This window comes from Corallococcus sp. NCSPR001 (assembly GCF_017309135.1).
Classification (GTDB): Bacteria; Myxococcota; Myxococcia; order Myxococcales; family Myxococcaceae; genus Corallococcus.
Map to the genome: position 1 here is coordinate 1050033 of NZ_JAFIMS010000002.1, position 26665 is coordinate 1076697.

Below are 26665 nucleotides of genomic sequence, written 5' to 3' on the forward strand. Positions count from 1 at the left end.
CAGCACGCTCACGTCGAACCGGTTGTGCTTCAGCTCGAAGTGGCTCTCCTCCACACGCACGCCGGGCGGAAGGACCTCGTAATCGAATCGCGCGTTGTTCAGGGGAGGGCGGTCGCTCGAATTCGTGACGCGATCCGAGTCCTCCGTATAGGTCTCACTCATGGAGCTTTGGCCTCCGTGCGGGCGGGGGAAGGACGTGCCCGGACACCTTGGGAGATGGTGCTGGAAGCGGGCGGGTGGAAGGGCTGACGGCTCCACCGGTCCCCGGGAAGGTGGGCGCATGCCGTGCCTGCCTGCCGGGAATTTCGCGACCCGGCGTGAGGGCGGATGCCGTACACGGGGGCTGTCACGCACCGGAGACTTGGCGTCTGGTGGCTGGCGGCTATGCTGCCGCGCCTCCGACGTACCGCTTCCCAGCCTGGATGGATTCCATGAGCCTTCGCCGCAACCTGCTGACCATCGCCGTCCTCTCCTCCGCGCTGCTGTCCGGCTGCGCGCTGCGCCCGCGCTACAACGAAGTCATCCAGGCCAACGGCGGCGCCTCCGAGCTCCAGGCGGGCCAGCTGATGGTGCTGCGCGTGACGGACGCCGCGACGGGCAAGCCGGTGAAGGGCGCCAAGATCCTGGGCGGCGAGTACCGCAACCACATCAACGCCACCACCGATGAGAACGGCGAGTTCTCCCTCCCGCTCGACCCGGGCCTGGTGAAGGAGAACCCCCTGGTGGAGGTCGTGCTACCCAAGGGCGTGAGCCGCTACAAGCTCCAGGTGGTGCCCTCCGGTCAGGCCCCCGCGCCCGAAGGCGCGCCCATCGCGCCCCCGGCTGAGTCGTCCGCCGCGGAGCCGTCCGCCACGGAGCCGTCCACCACGCCCGCGACGCCCGGCGCTCCGTCCGAGACCGCGGCCCCGGCGGCCTCCGAGTCGGCGAAGTAGGTCCGCTTCGTCAGGTGAACCCGCGGATCAGGCGCCTGCCCCGCAGGCGCCTGGCCGCCGCTGGAAGTCCTCGCCGATGGTGACGAAGCGCACGCCGCGGCGTCCTCGCGTGCGCTCCCCAGCAGCAGTGCGCCTTCCAGGAGATCGCCCGCCTTCATCAGCTAGAGCCTCTACGCACAGCGAGCGAGCAGGCGGACCCGCCGTGCAAAGCCTGGGAAACGTTGAGAAATTTCCCGGACGAAGGGAGCTGGCCATGTCGAAGGCATTCACCAAGGAAGACGGGGGCGGCGACGAGGGGCTCACCCCCGCGCGTCCCCGGTCGACGTCGGCGGAGCAGCGCTACATCACGCCGGAGGGCTACCGGGCGCTCCAGGAGGAGCTGCTGGAGCTGCAGGGCCCCGCGCCCCGGGACTGGCCGGAGCTGGAAGCGGGCGTGCGCAAGCGCGAGCGGGAGCGCCGGACGCGCGAGCTCACCGCCATCCTGGAGGACGTGCGGGTGGTGGAGGCGGATCCCTCGCAGGCGGGCCGTGTCTTCTTCGGCGCGTGGGTGGTGCTGGAGGACGAGGACGGCGCGCGCATGCGCTATCGCATCGTCGGTCCGGATGAAGCGGACGTGAAGGCGGGGCGGCTGAGCGTGGAGTCCCCGCTGGCGCGCGCGCTCCTGGGCAAGGAGGCCGGCGAGGCCGTGCAGGTGGAGCGTCCGCGCGGCACGGTGGAGTACGAAATCCTCGCGGTGGAGTACGCAGAGTCCGAAGCCGCCGCGGCCGCGCCGTGATTCAGCGCTTCGTGGCGATGACGGTGACGAGCCGGCCGAAGGGCTCCGGCATGTCGCCCTCGCGCACCTCCACGTCGAAGCCCGCCGCCTCCAGCAGCGCGCGGGCGCGGGGCACGAGGAACGTCAGGTAGTACATGACGAACGGCGGCTTCCAGAGCGCGTTGCGCACGCGCATGGCGGCGTTGAAGCCCTTCGCCACCCAGTAGCCGGGGTTGAGCGCGGACGGCGGTTGCGCCGTGACGAAGACGAAGCGGCCCCCGGGCTTCAGCGCCCGCGCGATGCCCTCGACGAGGCGCGGCTCGTCCTCCTCCAGGATGTGCCCGAAGGCGCCGAAGCTGGTGACCACGTCGAACGCCGCGTCGAAGGGCAGCGCCAGCGCATCGCCCCGGACGAAGTCGAGCGCCGCGCTGCCCGGCGCATCCGCGAGCCCGCGCCGCGCCTCCTCTAGCATGCCCTGGCTCAGGTCGAACCCGACGACGCGCTCCGTGCACAGCGGGCGTAGCACGCGCATCGCGGCGCCGGTGCCGCAGCACACGTCCAGCGCGCTGCCCACGCTGCCTTCGGGGCCCACGTGCGCGAGCGCGGCCTTGAGCACCGGATCCGGCGTGCGGAACGGCGTGTGCTCGAACTTGGGCGCGAGCAGGTCATAGCCCTCCTCGACGGAGGTGAGGGCCTGCCGTGCAAGCTCGCGGAAGGTGGGGCCGTCTCGGTGGAACATGACCGGAGATGTACCCACATCCCCCCGGGCCCGCCACCCCGCGGCCTCCGGTGTCGAGAGGGACTCGATGGGATTTGAATGTTCCGGCGGGACCCCCGTCAGTCAGGACAAGCAACTCGGACGGAGGATGGAAGACATGGCTTTCAAGCTCGGACTCGCGACCCTGGCCTTCGGTGCAATGCTGCTCGGTTCCTCCACGTCGTTCGCGGCGGACTGGCGCGGCCCGACCCGGGCGGATGCGCAGTGGGGCGGCCAGCAGCGGTACAACGGCGGCTGGGACTCCGCGCCGCAGGGCCAGGCGTTCCGCTACGACAATGACGACGCGAAGACGCGCCGCTTCATGGGCTGCCGCGGCCCGAACTGCAACTACGGCCCCATGCCGCGCCCGGTGGACTCGCGTGGCCGCTACGAGCTGCAGACGGTGGAGCGCTGGGTGCCGGCGCGCTACGAGCAGGTCTGGGTCCCCGAGCAGTGCGTGTCCCGTGGCCGCCACGGCCGCCACACGCGGTGCACGCCGGGCTACTACGACCAGCGCTATGTGGCGGGCGGCTACCAGGCGGTGACGGAGTGGGTCTGGGTGCCGTACGGCGGGCGCCGCTGGCAGACGGTGGTCTACTACCCGTAGCAAACACGAGGAGCCAAGACGGGACGGACGACGCAAAGGGGATGAAGTGCCGCGGGGCGGTGCCGGGAGTGGGGACTCCGGGTGCCGCCCCGCGGTGTTTTTTCGCGGGCGGGCCTGTTAGGCAGGGCCCGCATATGGGGACCGCATTCATCACGGGCGCGGGCGTGCGCATCGGCAGCGCGGTGGCGCGAGCGCTCGGCCGCGCCGGCTACGACCTGGCGCTTCACGCGAACCGCTCCATGGAGCCACTGGAGTCGCTGGCGCGGGAGCTGCGAGCGCTGGGCCGCGACGTCACGTTGTACAGCGGCGACCTCTCCGACGCGCAAGCCGTGGACGCGCTGGGCGCGCGGGTCCGGGAGGCGCACCCCGCGCTGGACGTGGTCGTCCACAACGCGGGGCTCTATGAGCGGGTGGACTTCGCGGCCGTGACGCGCGAGCAGTACCGCCGCATGCTCGCCGTGAACGTGGACGCGCCCTTCTTCCTCACGCAGGCGCTCTTGCCGTCGCTGCGCGCGGGGAAGGACCCGCTGGTGGTGCACCTCACCGACATCGGCGGGGAGCGGGCGGTGAGCCACTACGCGCACTACTCGGTGAGCAAGGCGGGGCTCGTGATGCTCACGCGCGCGCTGGCGGTGGAGCTGGCGCCGCACGTGCGCGTCAACGCCATCTCACCGGGCGTGGTGGCCTTCCCGGAGGACTTCGACGAAGCCGCGCGGAAGGAAGTGCTCGACCGCGTGCCCATGGGCCGCGAGGGCAGCGTGGAGGACGTGGCGCGCACGGTGGTGTTCCTCGCGCGCGAGGCGCCGTACCTCACCGGGCAGGTCATCGCCGTGGATGGTGGAAGGAGCGCGCAGCTGTGAGCCAGGAACCCGTGTGGATCCACCCCGTGGTCACCGACGCGCAGGGCCGTCCGCTGGACGTGATGGAGCTGCGCGGGCTCACGGTGGACGTCATCGTGGGCCTCTACAACCGCGAGCGCGTGACGCCGCAGCCCTTGCGCCTGGACGTGGCGCTCTTCCTGGACGCGCGGCAGGCGGCGGTGGGCGGGAGGCTGGCGAACACGGTGCACTACGGGCGCCTGGCCGGGGAGCTGCGCTTCCTCCTGGATGCGTGCCGCTTCGAGCTCTTGGAGTCCGCGGCGGAGGCGGTGTGCCGCTATCTCCTGGCGCCGCCCACGGACGCCGCGCCGCACGCGCCGCTGCACGCCGCCACGGTGCGGGTCACCAAGCCGGAGGCCCTGACGGGCTGGGCCATCCCGTCGCTCCAGGTGCACCGCACCGCGGAGGAGATGGTGTACCGGACGGACGCGAAGCCCTTCGGCCACGTGGACGTCATCCACGAAGGCGCGACCTACGGCGTGTACCGGCTGCGGGTGGAGCCGGGAGCGAGCATCCCGCCGCGCGCGGACGGCCACACGGAAGGCATGGAGCTGGTGCTGGGCGCGGGGCTGGTGCTGCAAGGACAGCCGGTGGGGCGGGGGATGGCGTTCAGCGGACCGGAGGTCTTCGGGCACGGCTACGACAACCCGACGGCGACCGAGCAGACGGTGCTGGGGGTGTACCGGCCGCGCCTGGTCCTGTCGGAGGCGGGCGGCTCCGGGGAGACGGCTCCCGTGGGGCAGGGCAGGCAGTACTACCTGCCCGAGTAGGCCCCGGGCGTCCAAGCGACGAGGGCGGGAGGGTGTGCTAGCTGTAGGGGCGCCTCTGCTCTTGAAGGACGCATCGGATGACCCTGGACCGGCGGATTCAGCTTTTCGTGGTGCTCGCGGGGCTGTTCATCACCTCGCTGGTGGTGGGCGACATCATCGGCGTGAAGCTATTCGAGGTGCACCTGGGCCCGGTGGTGGCGGTGATGTCGGTGGGGATGTTGCCGTTCCCGGTGACGTTCCTGCTGACGGACATCCTCAACGAGTTCTACGGCAAGAAGGTCGCGCGGTTCGTGACGTGGGTGGGCTTCGTGATGGCCATCTTCACGTTCGTGATTGTCGCGCTGGCGGGCCTGATTCCGTGGGCGCCGATGACGGAGGCCAGGGACTACAGCGGGACGGTGGCGGCGTCGTTCAACAACGTCTTCGGCGGTTCGCAGCGCATCCTGGCGGCGTCGATGATTGCGTACCTGGTGGCGCAGTTCCTGGACATCTCGGTGTTCAACCTGCTCAAGCGGGTGACGAACAACCGGATGCTGTGGCTGCGGGCCACGGGCTCCACGGTGGTGTCGCAGCTCATCGACACGGTGGTGGTGCAGTTCGTCGCCTGGACGGGCGTGCTGCCCCGGGAGGTCATCTTCCGCATCATCTTCACCTCGTACGCGGTGAAGCTGCTGGTGGCCATTGGACTGACGCCGCTCGTCTACCTGGGGCACGCGCTGGTGGAGCGCAAGCTGGGCATCGCCCCGGTGGTGCTGGGCGAGGACGGTGAGCCGGTGAACCTCGTGACCACCAAGGCCGAGCCCCCGTCCGCGGCCGCGGCCTGAACGCGGTAGACTGCGGGGGCAGGAGGGTGCCCCATGCAGTTCACGATCACGGACCATCCGCTAACGCCGCCGCTCGCGAGCTATCTCTGGACGTTGTTGTTCTTCTTGCCCTGGGTCGTGGTGCCGCTGGTGCGCTGGTTGAGACGGGGGCCTCGCGACAGCCATGACGTCCTGGGCCTGATGGCACCGTCGCCCCGGAGTTCCATCTCGACCTTCCGTGACCTCCTGACCTGGGGCTGCGTGGCGGTGGCCCTCATCGGACCGCTGCTGCTCGGCATGGAGATCCTCATCAGCGCGGACACGCTGGTGGAGCATGTCGCTCAGGCGGGGGATGGCATCGATCCCACCCACTGGAAGTGGTTCGCCGCGATGACGCTGCTCTTCGTCCTCGTGCGCATGAGGTGGCTGCGGAGCGCCTCGTCCCACCGGGACGTGCTCCGCATCGCCTGACCATGTCTCAGCGCGCGTTCGCCGCCGGGTGTTTGAGTACCTGCATCGTGCCGCGCGTGACGCCGAACTGTTCGTGCACCGCCGCGCGCTTCACCGCCTCCGCGGGCGACAGCCGGCCCGCGAGCAGCTCCTGATACGCGCCCAGCACCCGAGCGGCCTCCTCGCGCGTCTCGCGCACGAACTCCACGCGGAAGCGCCGCACGCCGCGCTCCAGCAGCCGGGGCACCAGTGACGCCGCGCTCTGCGCCTGGGCGTTGAACACCGTGTTGCGGCACCCCACGTCCACGATGACCGGATGCTCCAGGCCCAGCCGGTCCTTCAGCGCGATGGCGCTCTTCTCACACGGCCGCCCGCAGGTCTTGTAGTCGCGCCCGTTGGACAGCGTGTGTGAGTACACGCAGTGCTCCGTGTGGAACGTCGCGATGTGGTGGTGCAGCGCGACCGCGAACCGGTGCGCCGGCGCCTGCTCCAAGAGCCCGAAGAGCTGCTCCGAATCCAGGTCGTGCGACACCGTCAGCGTGTCCAGCCCCAAGCTCAACAGGTGCGCCGCCGTCAGCGAGTTCGTGACGTTCAGCGAGAAGTCCCCGTGCAGCACCGGCCGCGAGGCCCCCGCCGGCTGCTCCAGGAAGTGCATCATCGCGCCCCAGTGGCGCACCAGCACCGCGTCCGGACGCAGCCGGTCCAGGCGCGTGTCGTAGCCCTCCTCGCCCGGCTTCTGCACACGCACCGTGGCGATGGTGACGCGCAGCCCAGCAGAACGCGCCCGCTCCACCGCCTTCTGGAGCCCCACCATCTCCATCCAGTCCAGCTCCACCTCGCGCAGGCCCGCGGCGATGACCGCCTCCAACTGCGCGTCATCGCGGCACAGCGGCAGCAACCGGGGCGCCTCCTCCGCAGGCCGCGACGCCACCTTCGCCAGCAGGTCCTGACGCACGCTGGCCTCCACCGTTTCCGTGCTCACCGTCCGCGCGGGGCCACGCTCCACATCCGCAGTCAGCTCAGTCACCAGCTGCCGCCGCAGCGCCTTCAGCTCCGACACCGGCAGGTGCAGCCCCGGCGCCAGTCCGGACGCATCCAGCTCCGCCAGGTGGAACGACGTCCCGCCCAGCGCGGCCAGCTTGTCCTTGAGCAATGCCGCGTCCACGCCCGCGCCCCGCGACGGCGCGAGCAGCGTCGTGCCCACGGCCTCGCGAGTGAAGCGCCCGGTGCTCATCCGCACGCGCAGCGGCGTGCCCTCCGCGCCGGACACCACCAGTGACAGCGGGATGCGGCCCTCGGGCTCACCCTGCGCGAGCAAATCACCCGTGCGCCGCGCGAGCGCGGGGTCGCTGTTCAGCCACACGCGCTGCCCCGGCGCCACGCGGCCCAGGTCCGGGCCCGGATGGCCGAAGCCCAGCACCCACGCGTCGCCCTCGCGCTCCACGCGGAAGATGGGGCCGCCCGGCTCGTGCTTGTCCTCCGGCGCGCCCGCGTCGAACACCACGCCCATGCCCGGGCGAGGATCCACGTCCGCGGGCTCCGTGTCCCCGGGCAGCGGCGCGGACACGTTGCCCGCCGGGGCCTCCGGGCGCTCGTCGCCCAGGCCCAGCGCGCCCGTCCACGGCCGGTCGTCCGGCACCACGAGCACGTCCTTGCCAGACACCGCATGCACCCGGCCCAGGTACAGCCCGCGGTGCTTCGGGAAACGCCCCTCCACCAGCGTCTGGTGGTCGGAGCCCGCCAGGAAGCCGTGGGAGAAGCCCCGGCTGTACGACAGCGACATCTCCGCCAGGTCCTTCGCCAGCCGCACGCTGTCGGGCTTGCCGGCCATCACGCCGTCCAGCCAGCGGCGGTAGCCCTGCACCGTGCTGGAGACATACGCCGGCCCCTTGAGGCGGCCTTCAATCTTCAAGCTGTGCACGCCGATGTCCGCCAGCTCCGGCACCGCGCGCACGCCCGCCAGGTCCTTGGGGCTGAGCAGGTACTTCACCTCGCCCAGGTCGCGCGTCTCGCCGTCCACCACCAGGTCGTACGGCAGCCGGCACGACTGCGCGCACTGGCCCCGGTTCGCGGACCGGCCGCCCCAGGCCTCGCTCGTGAGGCACTGGCCGCTCCAGGACATGCAGAGCGCGCCGTGGATGAAGACCTCCAGCTCGATGTCCGTCTGCGACGCCAGCCGGCGGATCTCCGCCACCGACAGCTCGCGCGGCACCACCATGCGCGTGAAGCCCAGGCCCGTGGCGAACCGCGCGCCTTCCGCGCTGGACAGCGTCATCTGGGTGGACGCGTGCAGCTCCAGCTGGGGACAGATGGCTCGCGCCAGCAGCGCCACCGCCGGGTCCTGCACGATGAGCGCGTCCACGCCTGCCTTTGCCACACCGCGCAAGAGGTGCTCCACCACCGGCAGCTCCGGCTCGAACACCAGCGTGTTCAGCGTCACGTAGGCGCGCGCACCGGCCCTGTGGATGAGCCCCACCGTCTCAGGCAACCGCTCGAGCGAGAAGTTCTCCGCGCGGGCTCGCGCGTTGAAGCCTTCGTCGAGCCCGAAGTAGACAGCGTCCGCGCCACTGGCGAGGGCGGCACGCAACGACTCCAGGTCACCAGCGGGGGCGAGGATTTCGGGGCGTCGGGCAGACATGACTCCTACCTAGCACGCCCGCTCCCGCCGCTCCCCTCTTGATGTCCGTCCACCTCCCCACCGGGCGGGCGCCCGACCCTCGCGGGTCAAGCCTGAATCCAGACAGGGTGCTTGGCGCGACAAGGATTCCAGTGGGAAGAGATTGGCCGTCCGAATGTTTGTCTTTGACGGCCGGAGTGATATCCGGTCTGCCGGCGCGCAGTGCAGGCATCCACTTCGAGGGGGAGGGATGCCATCCAGGCCGCGCGCCATCATTCCGAAAGGATTACCCATGCAGCGCGAGCAGGTGTCGGGGGCGCGCTCCGCCTCTGGACGGCTGGAAGCGGTGGATGCCATGCGGGGCACGGTGATGTTGCTCGTGTTCCTCTCTCATTTCGCGGACGCGTATCTCTATCCGCTGGGCGGTGAGGCCGCGCACCTGCGCGAGCGGCTCAACCTGCTGACACGGTTGGCCACGCCCGGCTTCATGGTCATCAGCGGCCTGATGCTGGGGCTCCTGTACGCGCGCAGCCGCGACTTCGGCCCGCTGCGCACGCGGCTCCAGCGCCGGGGTCTGTTCCTGCTCACCGCGGGACACCTGCTCATCGTGCCCACGTATCGCTTCTGGCCGGACGAGCCGTGGGTCCTGCTGCGGGCCCTGCCGGTGACGGACACCCTCGGCGTGGCGCTGCTCGTGGGGCCCTGGGTGGTGACGCGGCTCGACGGACGGGCCCGCGCGGTGCTGGGGCTGGGGCTGTTCGCGCTGAGCTGGACGGTGAGCCTGTGCTGGTGGCCGGAGTGGGGCGTGGCGCGCGCGTTCAAAGAGATCTTCTTCGGCCAGCGCGAGCTGTCCGTGCTGCTCTCCGGCTTCCCGGTGGTGCCGTGGCTGGGCGTGTACCTGGTGGGCAGCATGTTCGGTGAGTGGCTGGGGACGTGGGGCCGCGCGGACGTGAAGGGCATGGGGCGCCGCTTCGAGCTCGTGGGCCTGGGCATCGCCGTGAGCGGCGCTGGGCTGGTGGTGCTCCACATCGCGGTGCACCACCTGTGGCATGGCGCGGGCTTCGACACGCTGATGGCGCTCACGTCGCAGGCGCAGAAGTACCCGCCGGGGCCCGCATATGTCGCGCTCTATGGCGGCACGGCGCTCGCGCTGTTGGGGCTCCTGATTCGCGCCGAGCAGGCCGGATACCTGTCGCGCTGGCTGCGCGTGGCGAGCGTCATCGGCCGGCACTCGCTGCTCGCGTTCGTGCTCCAGTTCTACGTGTACTACGCGGGCCTGTACCTCCTGCGGCTGCACTACACGCCGCTGTGGCCGCTGCTGTTCGCGTGCACCGCCGCGCTCCAGTGGTGCGCCCTCTACGCGTGGGACCTGCGCGGACGTGCCCGGGAGGCCAGCGAGCGCCTGCCCGCGCCCGTGCCCGTGTCCGGCGTCCGCTGAAAGGCGAGCGGGCAGGGGAGCGAGCGCACTCGCGCCGGGTGGCGGACCGCGGGATGAGTCCCCACCCTTCGACGCAGGAGGCCGTGATGCTCGAGGTCGTCGTCTACATGAAGCGCACCTGCCCCTATTCGCGGCAGGCCATGGACCTGCTCAACGAGAAGGGCTGCGAGTTCCAGAAGGTGGATGTCGCCGCGGACGAAGCGCGGCACGAGGAGATGATGAAGCGCTGTGGCCGCCGGACCGTGCCGCAGATCTTCATCGCGGGCCGCCACATTGGCGGTTGCGATGACCTGTATGACCTGGAGGCGCGCGGGGAGCTGGACGCGCTCCTCGGCCGGGACGCCCAGGACTCCGCCGCCCCCTGAGGCCGACATCCGCCGTCGCGTTCGGGCCGTGTTCCTCCTTCCTGAGGACACGGCCCGAGTGTTTCTGCGCGCGGTGCCCACCCTCCAGCACATTCGCGGGCCGCTGTCGCCATGCCCAACCGCGTGGATTCACATGCCTGCCCGGCTGCCCTGCGACCGGGCGTCAGCAATGTCCACGGCTGACGGGGAATGCACGGCACGCATGTTCCCGTTGCCCGCCGACCCCGCGAGCGCACCCCCGCGCCGTGAACCCCTACCAGGAGTCCACATGCGCTTCCGCCAGACCCTGACGACCCTCGTCTGCGCCACCGGGATGCTTGCTGGCACCGTTGGCTGTACCGGCAAGGTCGAACCCGCGCCCGCGACAGCCACACCTCCGGGCACATCCGGTCCACCTGTCGTGCAGCGCCCGCAGATGCCCGCCGACGCGGGCACGCCCCCCATCGTTGACGGCGGCGTCGCCACGCCCACGGATCCCGTGGACCCGCCGCCCATGGAGGAGCCCGAGCCGCCGCCGCCCGCCGAGCCGCAATACACGCGGGTGCTCTGGGTGTCCCCCAGCGGCAACGACTCCGCGGCGGGCACGGAGGCGCTGCCCCTGCGCACGGTGGCGCGAGCCCTGTCCCAGGTGAAGCCCGGCGAGGCGGTGTTCCTCCAGTCCGGCACGTGGCGCGAACACGTGCAGTTAACGGAGCGGCAGGGCACGGCGGACAAGCCGCTGACGCTGAGGGCCGCGCCGGGCGCCACGGCCATCCTCAAGGGCGGCTCCATTGGCGGGACCTCGCTGGTGGACGTGAGCGGCGCGTACTGGAACCTCCAGGGGCTCACGGTGGACGTGGGCGGCGAGTCCATCTTCGCGGTGATGTGGCGCGGCGCGGGCGCGCACCACGGCGTGCTCCGCGACAGCATCGTGAAGAACGGCACGGAGGGTGCGGGCGTGTACGTGACGGAGAAGGCGCACGACGTCCTCATCGAGGACAACGACATCTCCCACTTCGACCAGGGCGACGTGGACAGCCACGGCGTCGCGGTGCAGACCTCCGCGTTCAACGTCACCGTGCGCGGCAACGACATCCACCACAACTCCGGTGACGGCGTGCAGTGCCTGGGGCCGGAGGGCGGCGCCACCAACCCGGGCACGCCGTTCGACAACCTGCTCGTGGAGGACAACCAGCTCCACGACAACCGGGAGAACGGCGCGGACATCAAGACGTGCACCCATGTCACGCTGCGCGGCAACACCATCTACAACCACCGCGCGGTGTCCACCTCCGCGGGCGAGGGCATCCTCGTCCACATGTCCCCGTCCGACGTCACGCTGGAGGACAACGTCTTCTACGCCAACGCGCGCGCCATCCAGATTGGCGGCAACCGCGAGGGCGCGCCCCCCACGCGCGTCATGCTGCGCCGCAACCTCATCCATGACGGCCTGGGCGAGGCGGACGGGGAGGAGGGCACCGGCATCCGCATCGACGCGTCCGTGGACGTGAAGGTGCAACACAACACGGTGTCGAACCTGAGCGGCGCGTGCCTCATCTTCGGCACGGGCTCCAACGGTGCCAGCCAGGGCCTGGACGTGCGCAACAACATCTTCGCCGGCTGTGGCATCGCCGCGCGCGGCGGCGCGGGCCGGAGCGGCGCCGTGGTGGACGGCAACCTGTACTTCCGGAGCAGCGGCGCGGCGGTGTTCAACCTGGAGGGCGCCACGATGGGCCTGGCGGACTGGCGCACGAAGGCTGGCCTGGACAAGCGCTCCCAGGAGCGCGCGCCCGGCTTCGTGGACACGGGCGCGGATGACTACCAGCTGTCCTCGCAGTCCCCCGCGCGCGAGGCGGGCCTGTCCCTGGGGCTGCCCTTCTGCGGTGCGGCGCCGGACCAGGGCGCCTTCGAGTCGGGCTGCCCCTGACCCCGGGGGTTGTGTAGACTCCGGGGCCCCTCGCTCCGGAGTCCAGCGCCCCGTGTCGGCCCCGTCGGAACCCGCCTTCGGCATCGTCCTGGTCCCCCCAGGGTCGGTGGCAAGAGAACCCCTCAACGCCGCCGCCGAGCGCGCGGGCCTGCGCGTGGTGGACGACCCGGACGACGCCGCCCTGGCGCTGGTGGACCTCACCGCCCCCGGCTGCGGCCCCGCGGTGGTGGAGCTGCTCACATCCCTCAACGGGCCGCACCTCACGCTCATCGCCGTGGTGTCCCCGGAGCCGCGCGGCTTCGCCGCCGTGGACACGCTGCGCCCCGCGGACATCGTCACCCACCAGGGGCTGCCCTACGAGCTCACCTGGCGCCTCCAGCGCGCCGCGGAGCGCCACCGCGAGCGCGAGGAGCAGGCCCGCAGCCAGACGGACCTGGCGCTGCTCCTGGAGCTCACCGCCGACTACGCGGAGAGCTCCGACGTGGAGGCGCTCCTGCACGGCGTGACGCGGCGTCTGGCGGAGCAACTGGACATCGCGCGCGCCACGCTGGTGATGGTGGGCGGCGGCGTGGACGAGGGCGTCATCGTCGCCGCCAGCGACGACCCGGGCATGAAGGACCTGCGCATCGACCTGGCGCGCTACCCCGAAATCCGCGAGGTGGTGCGCACCGGCAAGCCCGTGGTCATGCAGGAGGCCGCCACGCACCCGCTGCTGGGCGACCTGGAGCGCCGGGCCGTGGCCGCGCGGGGCATCCACGCCATCGCCGCGCTGCCCCTGCCCATCCGGGGCCAGGTGCGCGGCGTGCTGCTCTTGCGCGCCGCCGGGCGCAGGCGGGCCTTCAGCACCCGTGAAATCGACTTCCTCACCACGGTGGCCCACGCGACCGCGGTGGCGCTGCGGAGCGCGTCGGTGCTTCAGTCCGTGCAGACGGCGCGGCTCGCGGCGGAGGAGAAGGCCGCGTCCTTCAAGCCCTACCAGCTCTTCTTCGCCCACGTGAGCGAGGGCGTGGCCATCCTCGACGACGAGGCCGCCGTGCTGTCGCTCAACCCAGCCGGCGCGCAGATGCTGGACACCACCGCCGGCGAGGCCCGGGGCAAGCACCTGAACCAAATCACCCAGCCGGTGGATGACGGCGTGCTGATGGAGCTGGTGACGTCCGCGTCGCGGGGTGAAGCGCGCATGGGCGTGGACGTGGTGGTGCGCACGCCCGCCGGAAGGTGCCTCACGCTGTCCATGTCCGCGGCGCCGCTGCGCGACGAGGACGCGGCCACCATCCTGTCCTTCCGCGACGTGACGCACGCGCGCAAGCTGGAGGACGAGCTTCGCAACACGAAGGACTTCCTGGAGCGGCTCATCGACTCGTCGGTGGACGCCATCATCGCGGCCGACCTGAAGGGGCGCATCATCCTCTTCAACAAGGGCGCGGAGGCCATGTGCGGCTACACCGCGCAGGAGGCCCAGGAGAAGCTCAACGCGCTCCAGCTCTACCCGCCCGGCGAGGCCCAGCGCATCATGGCCCAGCTGCGCGGGCCCGACATGGGCGGCAAGGGCCGGCTGTCCCTCACGCGCCAGGAGCTCATGCACCGCTCCGGTGAGCGCGTGCCCGTGAACATGACGGCCTCCATCGTCTACGAGGGAGGCCGCGAGTCCTTCACCGTGGGCATCTTCACGGACCTCCGGGACCGGGTGCAGCTGGAGCGCAAGCTGTACGACGTGGAGACGCGGCTGGAGGAGAGCGAGAAGAACGCCGTCATCGTCGCGCTCGCCGGCACCGCGGCCCACGAGCTCAACCAGCCCCTCACCTCCGTGATGGGCTACGCGGAGCTGCTCAAGCGCAAGCTCAAGGAGGAGGACTTCGCCTACAGGCCGGTGGACATCATCTACCGCGAGGCGGAGCGCATGGCGGAGATCGTCCGGAAGATCGGGAAGATCACCCGCTTCGAAGTGAAGTCGTACGTGGGGGCGAAGCAGATCCTCGACCTGGACAAGGCCAGCTCCCATGAAGAGTGAGGTCCGCGCCGTGCGTCCGTCCGGAAATCTGGCCCCCGACGCCTTCCAGGCCTTCTTCGACGCGCTGGACGAGCCCGCCGCCGTCTGCGACGTGTCCCTGCGCATCGCGGCCGTGAACCCGGCCATGCGCCGCTTCTGCGCCACGCACGACATCAGCGTGGACGTGGTGTCGGAGGCCCTGTCCAGCGCCGTCGCGCCGGAGGACGGGCAGTCCCACGAAATCGACCTCGTGCTCCAGAGCGGCACCTCGCTGGTGCTCACCCTGTCGCGCCGCTCGGACACCGTGGCGGTGCGCGCCCGCGTGGACACGGAGGTCATCAGCGGCCGGCTGGTGGTGGCGGAGCGGGCCCTGCTGGAGCAGGCGCGCACGGAGGGCGTGCTCCTGGACCTGGGCCGCAGCGTGGCGGAGGCCGGCGGCGAGGAGGAGCTGGTGGCCGCGGTGGCGCGCGGCGTGAAGGAGCTCTTCCCCGGCCGCGCCTTCTGCATCCGCATCGTGGACGCGCGCACCGGCGGCCTCACGTCGCTCTACGCCGAAGGCCGCCTCAAGGAGGGCGCGCACGAGCCGCTGGTGCTCTTCCAGCGCTCGGTGGAGAAGACCAACCTCACGCAGACGGCGCTGCCCCAGGGGCGGGTGACCATCTCCGAGGAGGTGCCGCTGCTCTTCCACGGCAGCACCCGCGCGGTGAGCGCCCCGCTGGTCGCGAGCAGCCAGCTCTTCGGCGCCATCAACATGGAGTACCCGGAAGGGCTGGACGCGGACCCCGCGCACGACGAGCGCGTGCTGCTCCAGCTGGCCAGCCAGGTCGCCGTGGCGGTGAAGAACGCGAAGCTCATCGACGAGCTGACGTTCGTGCGCAAGTACCTGGAGGAGCTGCTGGAGAAGGCCAACGCCCTCATCCTGGTGGTGAACCGGGACAAGCAGGTGGTGGTCTTCAACCAGGCGCTGAGCGCGCTCACCGGCCTCACCAAGGAGCAGGTGCTGGGCCGCGACTTGTCCTCGCTGGTGGCGGACAGCGAACAGCTGCGGCTGGTGCCCGTGCTGGCGGCGGCCATGCGCGGCGAGTCCGTGAACAACTTCGAGACGCGCCTGCTCACCCGCGAGGGCGGCGAGGTGCGCGTGTCCTTCGCCACCTCCTCCATGCAGACCCAGCCCGGCGAAGTCGAGGGCGTCATCGCCATTGGCCAGGACGTCACGGTGGTGAAGGAGCTGGAGAAGCGCATCATCCACGCGGAGAAGCTGGCCTCCATCGGGCAGCTCGCGGCCAGCGTGGTGCATGAAATCAACAACCCGATGACGGCGGTGGCCACCTACGCGGACGCGCTGCTCCAGCGCTCGCGGATGACGCCGGGCGCGAACCCCGCGGATCAGGAGAAGCTGAAGAAGATATTGGAGAGCAGCCACCGCATCCTGCGCTTCACCCGCGACCTGGTGAGCTACGCGCGGCCCGCGCAGGACCGGCCGGAGCGCGTGTCGCTCAACGCCGTCGTGGACATGGCGGTGGGCTTCTGCGAGCACGTCGTGTCCCAGGCCCGCGTCAGCGTGCAGCGCGACTACGCGAGCGACGTGCCGCCCCTGGCCGCCGTGCGCGCCAACCTGGTGCAGGTGTTCGTCAACCTCATCACCAACGCCTGCCACGCCATGCAGCCCGGCGGGCTGGTGGCCCTGACCACGCTCCAGGAGGGGACGGAGGCGGTGGTGCGCGTGCGCGACACCGGCACCGGCATCGAGCCGCGCAACCTGTCGCGCATCTTCGAGCCCTTCTTCACCACCAAGCCCGAAGGCCGGGGCACCGGCCTGGGCCTGTCCATCTGCCAGGGCATCGTGGAGAACCACGGCGGGCGCCTCACCGTGGAGAGCACGATGGGGCAGGGCACCACCTTCACGGTGCGGCTGCCCCTGGCCGCGGATTGAGCGCGCGCGGCGTGGGGCGCCTCAGCCCTCGCCGCCCTCGTCGTCCAGCTCGCGCCGGAACTCCTCGTTCGTGAGCAGGCCCTTGCGCGCCATGATGCGCATCAGGGCCCAGAAGCGGCGCTCCAGCTCCTCCAGCCGGTCCGGCTCCTCGCGCGCCGCCTGGCCGAAGAGGTAGTCCAGGTCATCCAGCACGCCGCCCCCGCCGGCCGCGGGCGCCCGCGGCTTGCCCTTGTCCGCCGCGCCCCCGCGCTTGCGCTTCGCCTGCTCCTCGCGCTCGCGGATGAGGTCCGCCAGCGACGTGCGCTGCGTCTTCTCCGACGCGGGCAGCTCCTCGCCGACGATGACCTCCTCGTCGTCATCCTCCACGGCCGGACGCACGGGCACTGGAGCCGCTCTTGCAGCCGGCCGCGCCGGAGCGGGGCGGGGGCCCGTGGCCACGGGGACCTTGTGGTAGTAGCGCAGGATGGCGCCGCGCACCGCGGACAGCGCCGTCACCCGGCCGCTGACCTTCAGGCCGCTGGTGAACTCAATCTCTTCAATCGCGGTGATGTTCAGCGGATCAGCCATCGCCACCACCAGCTGGCGCTTGCCGCCCACGTTCTCCAACGCGTACGGGAACAGGTCGTGCTGTTCGCAGAAGCGCGCGCGCAGCAGGTGCACCGCCGCCCAGTCCGGGGTGATCGCCGCCAGGTCCACCTGCGGCATCCCCAGCGCCTCGCTGAGCGCCTGCGCGAGCGTGGCCTCCGTGATGGCGCCCTGCCCGATGAGCGTCACGCCCAACCGCTGCCGCGTCTGCCGCTGCGCCGCGAGCCCCGCCTCCAGCTGGGCGGGGGTGATCGCGCCACGTTCCACGAGCAGCTCACCAATGCGCTTCCTGGCCATGGTTTTCCCGCCTAACACGTCATCCCAAGGTGCCCAAATCGCTGGCATGCCTGTTGCGCAAGCCACTGAAAAGGGCCCGTCCTGTGCCCTGTGGAGCGACTTGGCAAGCCGCGCGCCAACGCAAAATTCCTGTGAGATTTCAGTAACTAACGCTGAGGGTGCCTGCCTTGACACGCCTGGGAGCGGTTCCTAGACTCGGCGCCACCGTGATCCAAAATTCCTGCCGCTGACCCGGGTGGATGTCCACCTGGCCGGCAGCAGTGCGGAGCGGCTCGCAGGCGCGTGCCGCGCCGTCCATCTGGAGGCTTTCCGTGATGAACCTGGGGTTCGTAGCCAATCTGTCCGTCCTCGCCAATGCCGGCGGAAGCAATGAGACCTTCCTGCAGGAGTTGGGGCGCCGCTGGGAGTCCGGTCAGGCCGGTATGTACCCCATCGCGGTCTGTCTGGTGATCGCGCTCTCCATCATCATCGAGCGCAGCATCGTCCTGTTCGGCAAGGCCTCCATCAACAAGGAAGGCTTCCTGCGCGGGCTGAAGAAGCACATCTACGCGGGCGACCTGGACAAGGCCATCAACTACGTGGCCGGCCAGAAGAGCACGCCGCTGACCAACGTCGTCAAGGCCGGCCTGATGAGCGTGCCCAAGGGCCAGGAAGAGGTCCAGGCGGCGCTCGACGAGGCCAGCCTGCGTGAGACGCCGAAGCTGGAGGCGCGCACGGGCTACCTGGCGATGCTCGGCAACGCGGCGATGCTCGCGGGCCTCCTGGGCACGGTGAACGGTCTCATCACCTGCTTCGAGGCGGTGGCGAACGTGAACCCGGCCGACAAGGCGACCATTCTGGCGAACGGCATCTCCGAAGCCATGAACTGCACGGGCTTCGGTCTGCTCACGGCCATCCCGGCGCTCGTGGCCTTCTCCGTGCTGATGGGCCGCACCCAGGGCATCATCAACGACATCAACGAGACCAGCGTCTCCGTGCTGAACCTCATCGTCGCCAACCGCGACAAGTTCAAGAACCTGAACATCCCGGCCTCCGCCCACGCCGAGGAGTAGTCCTCCTCGCCGTAGCGCGGTGTCGTGGAACCGGCGGTACTGGCGCGCTGTCTGGAAGCTCCAGGAGGCGCGCCAGCCTTCGCAGTCTTCTTGAAACGTCGTTCGTGCGCGAAGAGCGCGGTAGGGTTGGGAGGTAGTCGCCATGGCCGGCGGAATGGACCTGGGCACCGGTGGAAAGGGTGGCAAGAAGCCGCTCGATACCGCCATCAACATGGTGCCCTTCATCGACCTGATGGCAGTGACCATCAGCTTCCTCATCATGACGGCGGTCTGGACCCAGATTGGCCGTCTCCAGGTGTCGCAGGCCGGCGGGGCCTCCACGGACGAGCAGCAGGAGGAGGAGAAGACCAAGACGGTCCAGCTCACCCTCCTGGTGTCCGCCACGGAGATGCGCCTCACCGCCGACCAGAGCGCCTTCGACCCCATTCCCCTCACCCGGGATGACAAGGGGCGGCCGGACCTGACCAAGCTGGTTGCGCGCTTCAAGGAGTTGAAGGCGCAGCTGCCGGACCAGTCCGCCATCACCCTTCAGACCGAGGACGCGGTCCGCTACGAGGACCTGGTCCGTATCATCGACGAGTGCATCGGCTCCGGGTTGCCCCAGGTGTCGGTCTCCGCGGCGATGGGCTAACAGGAGTCACCGAACGCCATGGGCATCAAGGTTCCCGGTAAGCGGTACGGCAAGCGGTTGGAGCACTCCAAGGTCTTCGGCCACGGCGGTCACGGCAAGAAGAACGGCAACGCGGACCTGCTCATCACCCCGCTCGTCGACATGTTCGTCATCATCGTGCTCTTCCTCATCGCGAACTTCTCCGCGACGGGCGAGGTGCTGATGATGACCAAGGACATCGTCCTTCCCGAAGCGGTCAACGTGAAGGAAGTGGAGATGCACCCGGTGGTGATGGTGTCCAACGACCAGGTCAGCGTGTCGGGCACCATCGTGGGCCGGGTGGAGGACCTCACCAAGGACGAGTACCTCAACATCCCCGCGCTGGAAGAGAAGCTGCGGGACATGAAGAAGCAGTTCGAGGACCTGCACTCCATGGCCGGCGGTGGCGAAACCTTCAAGGGTGACGTGAACATCCAGGCCAACAAGGACGTGCAGTTCAAGATCATCAAGCGGGTGATGTTCAGCTGCGCCACGGCCGGCTACGGCAACATCAACTTCGCCGTCATCCAGGCCGGTGGCGCCGCGGCCGGTGAGAAGACCGCCGCCGTCACGCCGTAACAAAAGCTTCGCGGCGGCTCCCGGCCGGTTCCGGGAGCCGCGCTTTACCAACGACGCCCTGACCCTGCCTGGGTCGGGGCGTTCGCGTTTCTGCTAGAGAAGCGCCCATCATGCTCCTGCGCGCCGTGCTCTTCGACCTGGATGGGACGCTGGTGGACTCGCTGGAGGACATCGCCACGGCGATGAACCACGCGCTCGGGCAGCACGGCCTGCCGCCGCACCCGGAGGCCGCCTACCTGCGCTTCGTGGGAGAGGGCGTGGCGAAGCTCGCGGAGCGGGCCACGGGCGGGGCGTCCCCCGCGCTCCAGGGGCAGGTGCTGGCCACCTACCACGCCTACTACGACGCCCACCTGTTCGACCGGACGTATGCCTACCCGGGCGTGGAGGACGCGCTCGCGGAGCTGGCGGCGGACGGCGTGCGGCTGGGCGTGCTCAGCAACAAGTCCGACGACTTCGTGAAGCGGCTGGCGGCGCGGCTGCTGCCCAGGGTGCGCTTCACGGCCGTGTACGGCGAGCGGCCGGGCATCCCGCGCAAGCCGGACCCCACCGCGGCGCTGGCCCTGGCAGCGGAGCTGGGCGTGGCGCCGGACGCGTGCGGCTTCGTGGGGGACACCTCCGTGGACATGGACACCGCGAAGGCCGCGGGCATGTACGGCGTGGGCGTCACCTGGGGTTTCCGCACGGCGGAGGAGCTGCACGCGCACGGGGCCCGCGCGGTGGTGGCCTCGGCGGGGGAACTCCTGGCGGCACTGCGGACCGCGGGCGCCTGAAAAGCAGCAGGGGCCGCCTCCTTCGCATGAGGAGGGCGGCCCCTGGGGCTGACGCGCGGTGGCCGGGTGGCTTAAGCGGCCACGGCGAGCTTCGGCTTGGCCTCTTCCTCGGCGGAGCCCATCGCGGGCGGACGGCTCAGCATCTTGAGCATCCGGTAGTGCGACGCCACGGCGCTGCGGAAGGTCTTCGCCTCGATGTAGGGCAGGCCATGCTCCTGGGCGGTGGCCTTCACGATTTCGCTCAGGGCCGGGTAGTGGATGCTGCACACCTTGGGGAACAGGTGGTGCTCCACCTGGAAGTTGAGGCCGCCCACGTACCAGCTCAGCAGGCGGTTCTCGCGGGCGAAGTTCGCGGTGGTGCGCAGCTGGTGCGCCATCCACGCGTCCTCCACCTTGCCGTCCGTGTCCGGCACGGGGAACTCCGCGTCCTCCACCACGTGGGCCAGCTGGAAGACGATGCCCAGGATGAAGCCCGCCGTCATGTGCATGGCCAGCTGCCCCACCACGAACTGCCACCAGGTCACGTCCAGCACCAGCCACGGAATCACCAGCGTCCAGCCGTAGTACACGGCCTTCATCGCCAGCAGGCGGGCCCACTCGGCCGGCGCGTGCTTCTTGTCCTTGTAGGGGCCCAGGTCCTTCTGGAAGAAGTACTTGTAGTCCTTGGCGAACACCCAGAAGACGGTGGTCAGCGAGTAGGCCACGAACGCGTACAGGTGCTGGAAGCGGTGGTACGCCTTCCACTCGCTGTGCGGTGACAGCCGCAGCTGCGGGCTCACCGTCAGGTCCTCGTCCATGCCCTGGATGTTGGTGTAGGTATGGTGAAGGACGTTGTGGGTGATGCGCCACATGTAGCTGTTCGCGCCAATCATGTCGAACGCGAGGCCCACCACCGTGTTCACCCTGGCGTCGTCGCTGTAGGAGCCGTGCACGCCGTCATGGCCGATGCAGAAGCCGATGCCCGCGATGGCCACCCCCATCAGCACCGCCAGCCCCAGCATGCCCCAGGCGTTGAAGTGGCCGCTGAGCAAGAGGCCGTAGACGCCCGCCGTGAAGCCCAGGATGGACAGGGCCTTCACATACATGGCCTTGTTGGCCCGCTGCGAGAGGTTCCGGGTCTCGAAGTACTCGGAGACGCGCCGCTTCAGGTCCTCCGCGAAGGAGGCATCGCGCTGGCCAAAGGTCACACGGGTCGGGTTTGTCACTGGGAGGGACGCCTCACGGGAGGGGGACGGCAGGGTGGAGCGGGAACGGGCGGAGTCCACGATAGGCCACGTCCAGGCGGAAGTGTTCAGGGCTGGAAACTATTCCAGAACACGCGTGCGCCCGAAAAGTGTCACCCCTGGCTGCCTGGAGCGTCGGCCAGCGGGAAATGCACCGCCCCGAGAAGGCGTTTCACCCTGTGATCGAGGTTGTTACCTTTGACGGCGTGAGGGAGACCGGGAGTGGTTCCCGGCTCGACTTCATGCCTGTTCAGGGTTAAGGCGCGGTCTTCGCCCCAAAATATGGGGGCGGGCAGTCCGGCGATTTCGCCGGGTTGCCAGTGGGAGAAGGAAGCAGATCATGGCAAGTGGTACGGTGAAGTGGTTCAATGATGCGAAGGGCTTTGGTTTCATCACCCAGGACAGCGGTGGTCCGGACGTGTTCTGCCATCACACGGCCATCCAGTCGGACGGCTTCCGCACCCTGGCTGAGGGCCAGAAGGTGGAGTTCGAAGTGAAGAAGGGCCCCAAGGGGCTCCAGGCGGAGAACGTCCGCCCGGTCGGCTGAGCCTACCGGCTCGGTTGCTCTTCACGCATCCACGAGGTCCGGCCTTGACGGGGCCGGGCCTCTTTTTCGGTCAATGTTTTCAGAGGAGGTTCCATGCAGGGAAGGTCCACGAAGCGGCAGAAGGAGATGGCGCGCGCGCAGAAGCAGCGCGAGAAGGACGCCAAGAAGGCCGAGCGCAAGACCGAGAAGGACCAGCGTCCGACTCGCGGCCCGGGCGAAGAGGATCCCGACATCGCCGGTATCATCCCGGGCCCGCAGCCGCTGCCCGACGCGTTCAATACCTGAGCTTCATGAAGCGACACCGCCCCGGCCCATGAGGGCACCGGGGCGGCGGTGGGCGAGGGGCCGGTGGGCCCCTTTTTCATGTCCGGGCTCCCGAGCTTGGGGGGGGCCGCGTGCCTAGCCCATGCCGTAGCGCATCCGCTCCTTGTCCTCGGCGCGGTTGTACGCGGTGGCCGCGGCGATGACGTGGCACACCCAGCCGAGGATGCCGCCCGTGCCCAGCCAGAAGCCGGGCGTGATGATGAGCCAGAAGACCCCGCGCAGGATGTCACCGTTGTAGATCTGCCCCACGCCGGGGATGAAGAACGACAGCAGCGCAGCAAGACCGGGACGCGACATGGATTTCGTTCCTCCTTGCCCTTCCTACGGTCCCCAAGGGTGTCCATTGCATCGCCTGCCGCACACCGCCTGCCTGCCGGGCGGGCCTGCCGGCGGATGGGGTGCAACGCACGGCGGTCCCCGCTAGCATGACGCATGTTCCTGCCGGCCCTGGTGTCACGGCCCGGAGGGGACGGGGGGAATCATCATCCAAGGTCGTCCTCAGGCCCGTGTGGCGGCGTTCCCGGTCCGGGGCCTCGTGGAGGTCCTCGCGTTGGCGGCGGTGTACCTGCTGGCCGCGCGGGTGGCGCTGTCCCTGGCCGCGGAGAAGAGCCACATCTGTCCCGTGTGGTTGCCCTCGGGCGTGGCGCTGGGCGGGCTGCTGCTGCTGGGCGTGTCGCGCTGGCCCGCGGTGGCGCTGGGCGCGGGCGCGGTGTCGTACGCCATGGGGGTGACCCCGGGCGTGGGGCTGTCCGTCGTGCTGGGCTCCACGCTGGAGGCGGTGCTGCCGGCGCTGCTGTTCCGCAAGATGGAGGGCGCGCGGGAGCTGCACCGCGTGCGCGACGTCGCGTGGCTGGGCGCGGGCGCGGGGCTGGGCGCGCTCGTGGGCTCCGGGCTGGGCACGCTGGGGCTCGTCCTGGGCGGGGTGGTGCCCGCCGCGCAGTGGGGCGCCTCCGGCTGGCTGTGGTGGATGGCGGACCTGCTGGGCATGCTGCTGGTGACGCCGGTGGTGCTCCTGCGCAGGCCGCGGCGCATGGCGCGCTCGTGGGAGGCGCTGCTGCTCACGGCGCTGACGTTCATGGTGTGCGTGGGCGTCTTCGCCTTCCCGCGGCCGGGCTCCGGGGCGGCGCACGCGATGACGTTCCTGCTCTTCCCGCTGATGGCCTGGGCGGCCCTGGGCTTCGGGCTGCGGGGGGCGGCGCTGTCCTCGCTCTTCATCGCGCTGGCGGCCATCGCCGGCACGGCGCGGGAGCTGGGCCCGTTCTTCACGGTGGACCTGCCGCACCGGGGCCTGGTGGTGCTGCAGCTCTTCATCGGCATCACCGCGCTGACGGGCCTGCTGCTCGCGGCGGCGCGCGCGGAGCGGCGCCAGGCGGTGGAGCTCCTGGAGCTGCTCGCCACCACCGTGCGCGCGGTGCACGAGGGCGTGCTCATCTGCGAGGTGCGCGAGTCGGGCGGCCTGCACACCGTCTTCGCCAACGAGGCGCTGTGCGCGCTGGTGGGCCGGCGGCGCGAGGAACTCGTCGGCGCGGCGCCCGGGGAGCTCCTGGCGTCCGCGGACGGCGGGGGCCGGCAGCGGCTGCTGGAGGCGCTTCGCGAGGAGCGCTCGCTGCGCGCGGAGGTGGCGCTGACGCGGCCGGATGGCACGCGGGTGTGGAGCGAGATGCAGCTGTCCCCGGTGCGCGCCAATGGCCAGGCCGTGACGCACTTCGTGGCGACCCACCGCGACGTCACCGCGACGAAGGAGCTGCAGGCGCGGCTGGTGGCCGCCGAGCGCGTGGCGGCCGTGGGCACGCTGGCCGCGGGCGTGGGCCATGAAATCAACAACCCGCTGGCCTACCTGGCGCTGAACCTGGAGGCCGCGCGCAGGAGCCTCTCGGCGGGCCTTTCTCCGGAGGCCCCGCCGGGCGTGCGCGACGCGCTCTCCAGCGTGCGCGGGGCCCAGGAGGGCGCGGAGCGCATCCGCCTCATCGTGAGGGATTTGCAGGTGTTCAGCCGCGAGGGCGCGCCGGAGAGCGGCCTGGTGGACCTGAACGCGCTGGTGCCGCCCGCGGTGCGCGTGGTCCTGCACGCCCTGCGCGCTCGCGCGCGGCTGGTGGAGGACTTCGGGCCGGTGCCGCGCGTGATGGGCAGCGAGGCGCGGCTGGGGCAGGTGCTGCTCAACCTGCTGGTGAACGCCCTGCAGGCCATCCCGGAAGGGGACCCCGGCCGCCACGAGGTGCGCGTGCGCACCGGCACGGACGCGTCCGGCCACGCGCGCGTGGAGGTGGAGGACACGGGCGGCGGCATCCCGCCGGACGTGCTGCCGCGCATCTTCGACCCGTTCTTCACCACCAAGGGCAGCGACGAGGGCACCGGCCTGGGGCTCGCCATCTGCCAGCAGATCGTCCGCACCCACGGGGGCGAACTGCGCGTGCACAGCGTGCCGGGCCAGGGCGCCACCTTCACGCTGCTGCTGCCGCCCGCGCCCGTGCGGAGCGCGGGGAGCCCGGCGCCGCTGCATGCCGTGGCGTCCGTCGAGGAGGCGCCGGAGCCGGCGGCCTCCGGGCGGCACGGGCGGGTGCTCATCGTGGACGACGAGCCCCGGCTGGCGCAGTCCATGCGCCTCTTGCTGGAGCCTGGCCACGAGGTGGTCACCGTCACGCGCGGCGAGGACGCGCTGGAGAAGGTGGCCGCGGGCGCGTCCTTCGACGTGGTGCTGTGCGACCTGCAGATGCCGGGCATGGACGGCATCGCGGTGTACCGGCGGCTCCAGCAGCAGGCCCCCGAGTTGGCGGCGCGGGTGGTGTTCATCTCCGGCGGGGCGTCATCGCCGGAGGCGAGAGCGTTCCTGGAGACGGTGGCCCAGCGGGTGCTGGAGAAGCCGGTGCGCCCGGACGTGCTCTTGTCCACGGTGGAGGAGGTGCTGGAGGGCCACTCCCCGAAGGTGGCGGCGCGCGGCGCGGTGGGCGGCACGCGCCGCGGCTAGGCGCGACTCAGACGCGCAGCCACTTGCGGGCGGTGGGGCCGAAGAAGCGCACCACGCTGCCCACCAGGAAGAAGCGCACCGAGCGGCCGATGACGGACGCCAGCAGGAAGCGCTCCAGCGGCACCGACACCAGGCCGCTGCCGATGGCGACGATCTTGAACGGCGTGGGCAGGATGGAGCACAGGAGCGCCAGCACCCAGAAGTTGCGCCCCAACAGCTCGCCCACCGTGCCGGACACGCCGAAGCGGTCCACGCGCACGTCCAGGTCGATGTGCAAGAGCTGCGTGATGCCCTCGCCCACGAAGGCGCCCAGCCCGTAGCCGATGAGGCCGCCCACCAGGCTCGCCAGGGTCCCGAGCAGGCAATAGCGCACCCACTTCTTCGGCTGGGCGAGCACCATGGGGACCAGCACCGCGAAGGGCGGGATGGGGAAGACGGACCCGTCCACCACCGACACCGCCATCATCGTGGCGAGCGCGTGCGGGGTGGACGCGGCGGCCTCCACGCGCAGGTACATCCGGCGGTACCAGGACAGCTTCGGGGCGTCAGCGGCCGGGGCGGCCGGGGAGGTCGGGGGGGAAGGCTCGGTCGAGGACATTCGGGGGCGCACCCTAGCGGAACCCGGGGCCCTTGCCACCGGGACGCCGGGCCCGGATGCCTGCCTGATTGGAATGCGCCCCATGCCCCGGGGGCTTACACACGGGGAAGGGTGACCATGACCGCACAAGAGACCGTGGAACGCGCCGCCGGTGCGCTGAAGGTGTTTCCCCTGCCGTCGGCGGTCCTGTTCCCGCACACCGTGATTCCCTTGCATATCTTCGAGCCGCGCTACCGGGCGCTGGTGAAGGACGCCCTCGCCACGGACCGGGTGCTGGCCCTGGGCCAGCTGGAGCCGGGCTGGGAGGGCAACTACGAGGGCCGTCCGCCGCTGCAGCCCCTGATGTGCGCGGGCGTCATCGTCTGGGACGAACAGGTGGAGGACGGGCGCTACAACATCCTCCTGCAGGGCGTCAGCCGCGTGCGGATGGTGAAGGAGCTGTCGCCGGACACGCTCTACCGCCAGGTGCGCGCCCAGGTGCTGGCGGATCCGCCCTACACCGGGCCGGAGGAGGAGCAGCTGCGCCAGGCCGTCTTCGAGCTGGCGGGCAGGGTGCCGCCCTCGTTCGCGGAGAGCCTGCTGCCGGTGGCCGCGCGCGCCGGTGGGGGCATGCTGGCGGACGTGGTGGCGTCCGCGCTGGTGCCAGAGCCCGGACGGCGGCAGGAGCTGCTGGGTGAGCTGGACGTGCGCCGCCGCCTGGAGCAGGTGCTGGTGGACGTGAGCGACCTGTTGAGCCAGTTGCAGCCGGTGCGCCCCAGCGGACCGATGAACTAGCCGGGCCCTCCGGGCGAGGGAACTGAACGCCCCGGGGCCCGGGGCCGCATCCTCCGCTTGCCCTGGCCCCCCCATGCGCGCATTGCTCGGGACATCACGCCT

26 protein-coding genes are annotated in these 26665 nt (G+C 70.6%); 20 read left to right on the forward strand and 6 right to left on the reverse strand.

The features are described from left to right. Window positions 1-431 precede the first annotated feature (431 nt). Both JYJ93_RS06390 and JYJ93_RS06395 read left to right on the forward strand, forming a co-directional pair. Window positions 432-932, forward strand: coding sequence for a hypothetical protein (locus JYJ93_RS06390; protein WP_206787307.1), 501 nt, complete (start codon window positions 432-434; stop codon window positions 930-932). Between the two features lie 253 nt (window positions 933-1185). After that, window positions 1186-1707 carry a GreA/GreB family elongation factor gene (locus tag JYJ93_RS06395; RefSeq protein ID WP_206787309.1) on the forward strand — a complete coding sequence of 174 codons (522 nt, stop codon included), beginning with the start codon at window positions 1186-1188 and terminating at the stop codon, window positions 1705-1707. Window position 1708: 1 nt separating this feature from the next. Here the strand turns inward: JYJ93_RS06395 and JYJ93_RS06400 are convergent, their stop codons facing one another. Continuing rightward, a complete protein-coding gene (locus tag JYJ93_RS06400) occupies window positions 1709-2425 on the reverse strand; it encodes a class I SAM-dependent methyltransferase (RefSeq protein ID WP_206787310.1) in 717 nt (238 codons plus the stop codon). 136 nt (window positions 2426-2561) lie between these two features. Here JYJ93_RS06400 and JYJ93_RS06405 point away from each other — a divergent pair, with 136 nt between their 5' ends. The 5 genes from JYJ93_RS06405 (at window position 2562) to JYJ93_RS06425 (ending at window position 5972) form a co-directional block, all read left to right on the forward strand. After that, window positions 2562-3050 (forward strand): hypothetical protein, encoded by a 489-nt coding sequence (locus JYJ93_RS06405; protein WP_206787312.1) that lies wholly within the window; start codon window positions 2562-2564, stop codon window positions 3048-3050. A 134-nt stretch (window positions 3051-3184) separates the two neighbouring features. Further along, window positions 3185-3910 (forward strand): SDR family oxidoreductase, encoded by a 726-nt coding sequence (locus JYJ93_RS06410; protein ID WP_206787314.1) that lies wholly within the window; start codon window positions 3185-3187, stop codon window positions 3908-3910. Then, entirely contained in the window at window positions 3907-4698 is a 792-nt protein-coding gene (locus JYJ93_RS06415) for a dihydroneopterin aldolase (RefSeq protein ID WP_206787315.1), read from the forward strand. The genes JYJ93_RS06410 and JYJ93_RS06415 overlap by 4 nt, the downstream gene beginning before the upstream one ends. Before the next feature lie 77 nt (window positions 4699-4775). Beyond that, window positions 4776-5522, forward strand: a complete 747-nt coding sequence (locus JYJ93_RS06420; RefSeq protein WP_206787316.1) for a queuosine precursor transporter — start codon at window positions 4776-4778, stop codon at window positions 5520-5522. A gap of 33 nt (window positions 5523-5555) precedes the next feature. Next, the gene (locus tag JYJ93_RS06425; RefSeq protein ID WP_206787317.1) at window positions 5556-5972 is read left to right on the forward strand and encodes a hypothetical protein; all 417 of its coding nucleotides are present in this window, start codon (window positions 5556-5558) and stop codon (window positions 5970-5972) included. 7 nt (window positions 5973-5979) lie between these two features. Here JYJ93_RS06425 and JYJ93_RS06430 read toward each other — a convergent pair whose 3' ends face one another. Beyond that, window positions 5980-8589 (reverse strand): U32 family peptidase, encoded by a 2610-nt coding sequence (locus JYJ93_RS06430; RefSeq protein ID WP_206787318.1) that lies wholly within the window; start codon window positions 8587-8589, stop codon window positions 5980-5982. Between the two features lie 271 nt (window positions 8590-8860). Here JYJ93_RS06430 and JYJ93_RS06435 point away from each other — a divergent pair, with 271 nt between their 5' ends. The 5 genes from JYJ93_RS06435 to JYJ93_RS06455 all read left to right on the forward strand — a co-directional run bounded on the left by JYJ93_RS06435 (window position 8861) and on the right by JYJ93_RS06455 (window position 16200). After that, window positions 8861-10006, forward strand: coding sequence for a heparan-alpha-glucosaminide N-acetyltransferase domain-containing protein (locus JYJ93_RS06435; RefSeq protein WP_206787319.1), 1146 nt, complete (start codon window positions 8861-8863; stop codon window positions 10004-10006). Window positions 10007-10059: 53 nt separating this feature from the next. Next, a complete protein-coding gene (grxC, locus tag JYJ93_RS06440) occupies window positions 10060-10371 on the forward strand; it encodes a glutaredoxin 3 (RefSeq protein WP_330166759.1) in 312 nt (103 codons plus the stop codon). A gap of 268 nt (window positions 10372-10639) precedes the next feature. Continuing rightward, window positions 10640-12277: a right-handed parallel beta-helix repeat-containing protein gene (locus tag JYJ93_RS06445; RefSeq protein ID WP_206787320.1), complete on the forward strand. Its 1638-nt coding sequence runs from the start codon at window positions 10640-10642 to the stop codon at window positions 12275-12277. Window positions 12278-12383: 106 nt separating this feature from the next. Then, window positions 12384-14288 carry a PAS domain S-box protein gene (locus JYJ93_RS06450; protein WP_269012843.1) on the forward strand — a complete coding sequence of 635 codons (1905 nt, stop codon included), beginning with the start codon at window positions 12384-12386 and terminating at the stop codon, window positions 14286-14288. Next, window positions 14278-16200: an ATP-binding protein gene (locus tag JYJ93_RS06455; protein ID WP_206787324.1), complete on the forward strand. Its 1923-nt coding sequence runs from the start codon at window positions 14278-14280 to the stop codon at window positions 16198-16200. Before JYJ93_RS06450 ends, JYJ93_RS06455 begins: the two co-directional genes overlap by 11 nt. A gap of 21 nt (window positions 16201-16221) precedes the next feature. Here JYJ93_RS06455 and JYJ93_RS06460 read toward each other — a convergent pair whose 3' ends face one another. Next, on the reverse strand, window positions 16222-17082 hold the full coding sequence (locus JYJ93_RS06460) for a general secretion pathway protein GspE (RefSeq protein ID WP_206787326.1): 861 nt from the start codon (window positions 17080-17082) through the stop codon (window positions 16222-16224). Between the two features lie 314 nt (window positions 17083-17396). Here JYJ93_RS06460 and JYJ93_RS06465 point away from each other — a divergent pair, with 314 nt between their 5' ends. From JYJ93_RS06465 to JYJ93_RS06480, 4 genes are all read left to right on the forward strand, one after another. Then, entirely contained in the window at window positions 17397-18134 is a 738-nt protein-coding gene (locus JYJ93_RS06465) for a MotA/TolQ/ExbB proton channel family protein (RefSeq protein WP_120547582.1), read from the forward strand. Window positions 18135-18276: 142 nt separating this feature from the next. Further along, entirely contained in the window at window positions 18277-18765 is a 489-nt protein-coding gene (locus JYJ93_RS06470) for a biopolymer transporter ExbD (RefSeq protein ID WP_206787329.1), read from the forward strand. An 18-nt stretch (window positions 18766-18783) separates the two neighbouring features. Beyond that, on the forward strand, window positions 18784-19362 hold the full coding sequence (locus JYJ93_RS06475) for a biopolymer transporter ExbD (protein ID WP_206787331.1): 579 nt from the start codon (window positions 18784-18786) through the stop codon (window positions 19360-19362). Window positions 19363-19472: 110 nt separating this feature from the next. Then, window positions 19473-20132: an HAD family hydrolase gene (locus JYJ93_RS06480; RefSeq protein WP_206787332.1), complete on the forward strand. Its 660-nt coding sequence runs from the start codon at window positions 19473-19475 to the stop codon at window positions 20130-20132. Between the two features lie 71 nt (window positions 20133-20203). On the opposite strand, the gene JYJ93_RS06485 is transcribed toward JYJ93_RS06480, so the two are convergent. Further along, on the reverse strand, window positions 20204-21337 hold the full coding sequence (locus tag JYJ93_RS06485; RefSeq protein WP_206787333.1) for an acyl-CoA desaturase: 1134 nt from the start codon (window positions 21335-21337) through the stop codon (window positions 20204-20206). Window positions 21338-21695: 358 nt separating this feature from the next. Here JYJ93_RS06485 and JYJ93_RS06490 point away from each other — a divergent pair, with 358 nt between their 5' ends. Then, on the forward strand, window positions 21696-21902 hold the full coding sequence (locus tag JYJ93_RS06490; protein WP_120547587.1) for a cold-shock protein: 207 nt from the start codon (window positions 21696-21698) through the stop codon (window positions 21900-21902). Window positions 21903-21995: 93 nt separating this feature from the next. Further along, window positions 21996-22187 carry a hypothetical protein gene (locus tag JYJ93_RS06495; protein ID WP_120621161.1) on the forward strand — a complete coding sequence of 64 codons (192 nt, stop codon included), beginning with the start codon at window positions 21996-21998 and terminating at the stop codon, window positions 22185-22187. Between the two features lie 114 nt (window positions 22188-22301). Here the strand turns inward: JYJ93_RS06495 and JYJ93_RS06500 are convergent, their stop codons facing one another. Beyond that, window positions 22302-22523 carry a hypothetical protein gene (locus JYJ93_RS06500; protein WP_120560975.1) on the reverse strand — a complete coding sequence of 74 codons (222 nt, stop codon included), beginning with the start codon at window positions 22521-22523 and terminating at the stop codon, window positions 22302-22304. A gap of 211 nt (window positions 22524-22734) precedes the next feature. On the opposite strand from JYJ93_RS06500, the gene JYJ93_RS06505 reads away from it, so the two are divergent. Then, a complete protein-coding gene (locus JYJ93_RS06505; RefSeq protein ID WP_269012841.1) occupies window positions 22735-25191 on the forward strand; it encodes an ATP-binding protein in 2457 nt (818 codons plus the stop codon). Window positions 25192-25198: 7 nt separating this feature from the next. On the opposite strand, the gene JYJ93_RS06510 is transcribed toward JYJ93_RS06505, so the two are convergent. Continuing rightward, window positions 25199-25789: a VTT domain-containing protein gene (locus JYJ93_RS06510; protein ID WP_206787334.1), complete on the reverse strand. Its 591-nt coding sequence runs from the start codon at window positions 25787-25789 to the stop codon at window positions 25199-25201. Window positions 25790-25906: 117 nt separating this feature from the next. On the opposite strand from JYJ93_RS06510, the gene JYJ93_RS06515 reads away from it, so the two are divergent. After that, the gene (locus tag JYJ93_RS06515) at window positions 25907-26563 is read left to right on the forward strand and encodes an LON peptidase substrate-binding domain-containing protein (RefSeq protein ID WP_206787335.1); all 657 of its coding nucleotides are present in this window, start codon (window positions 25907-25909) and stop codon (window positions 26561-26563) included. Window positions 26564-26665 lie beyond the last annotated feature (102 nt).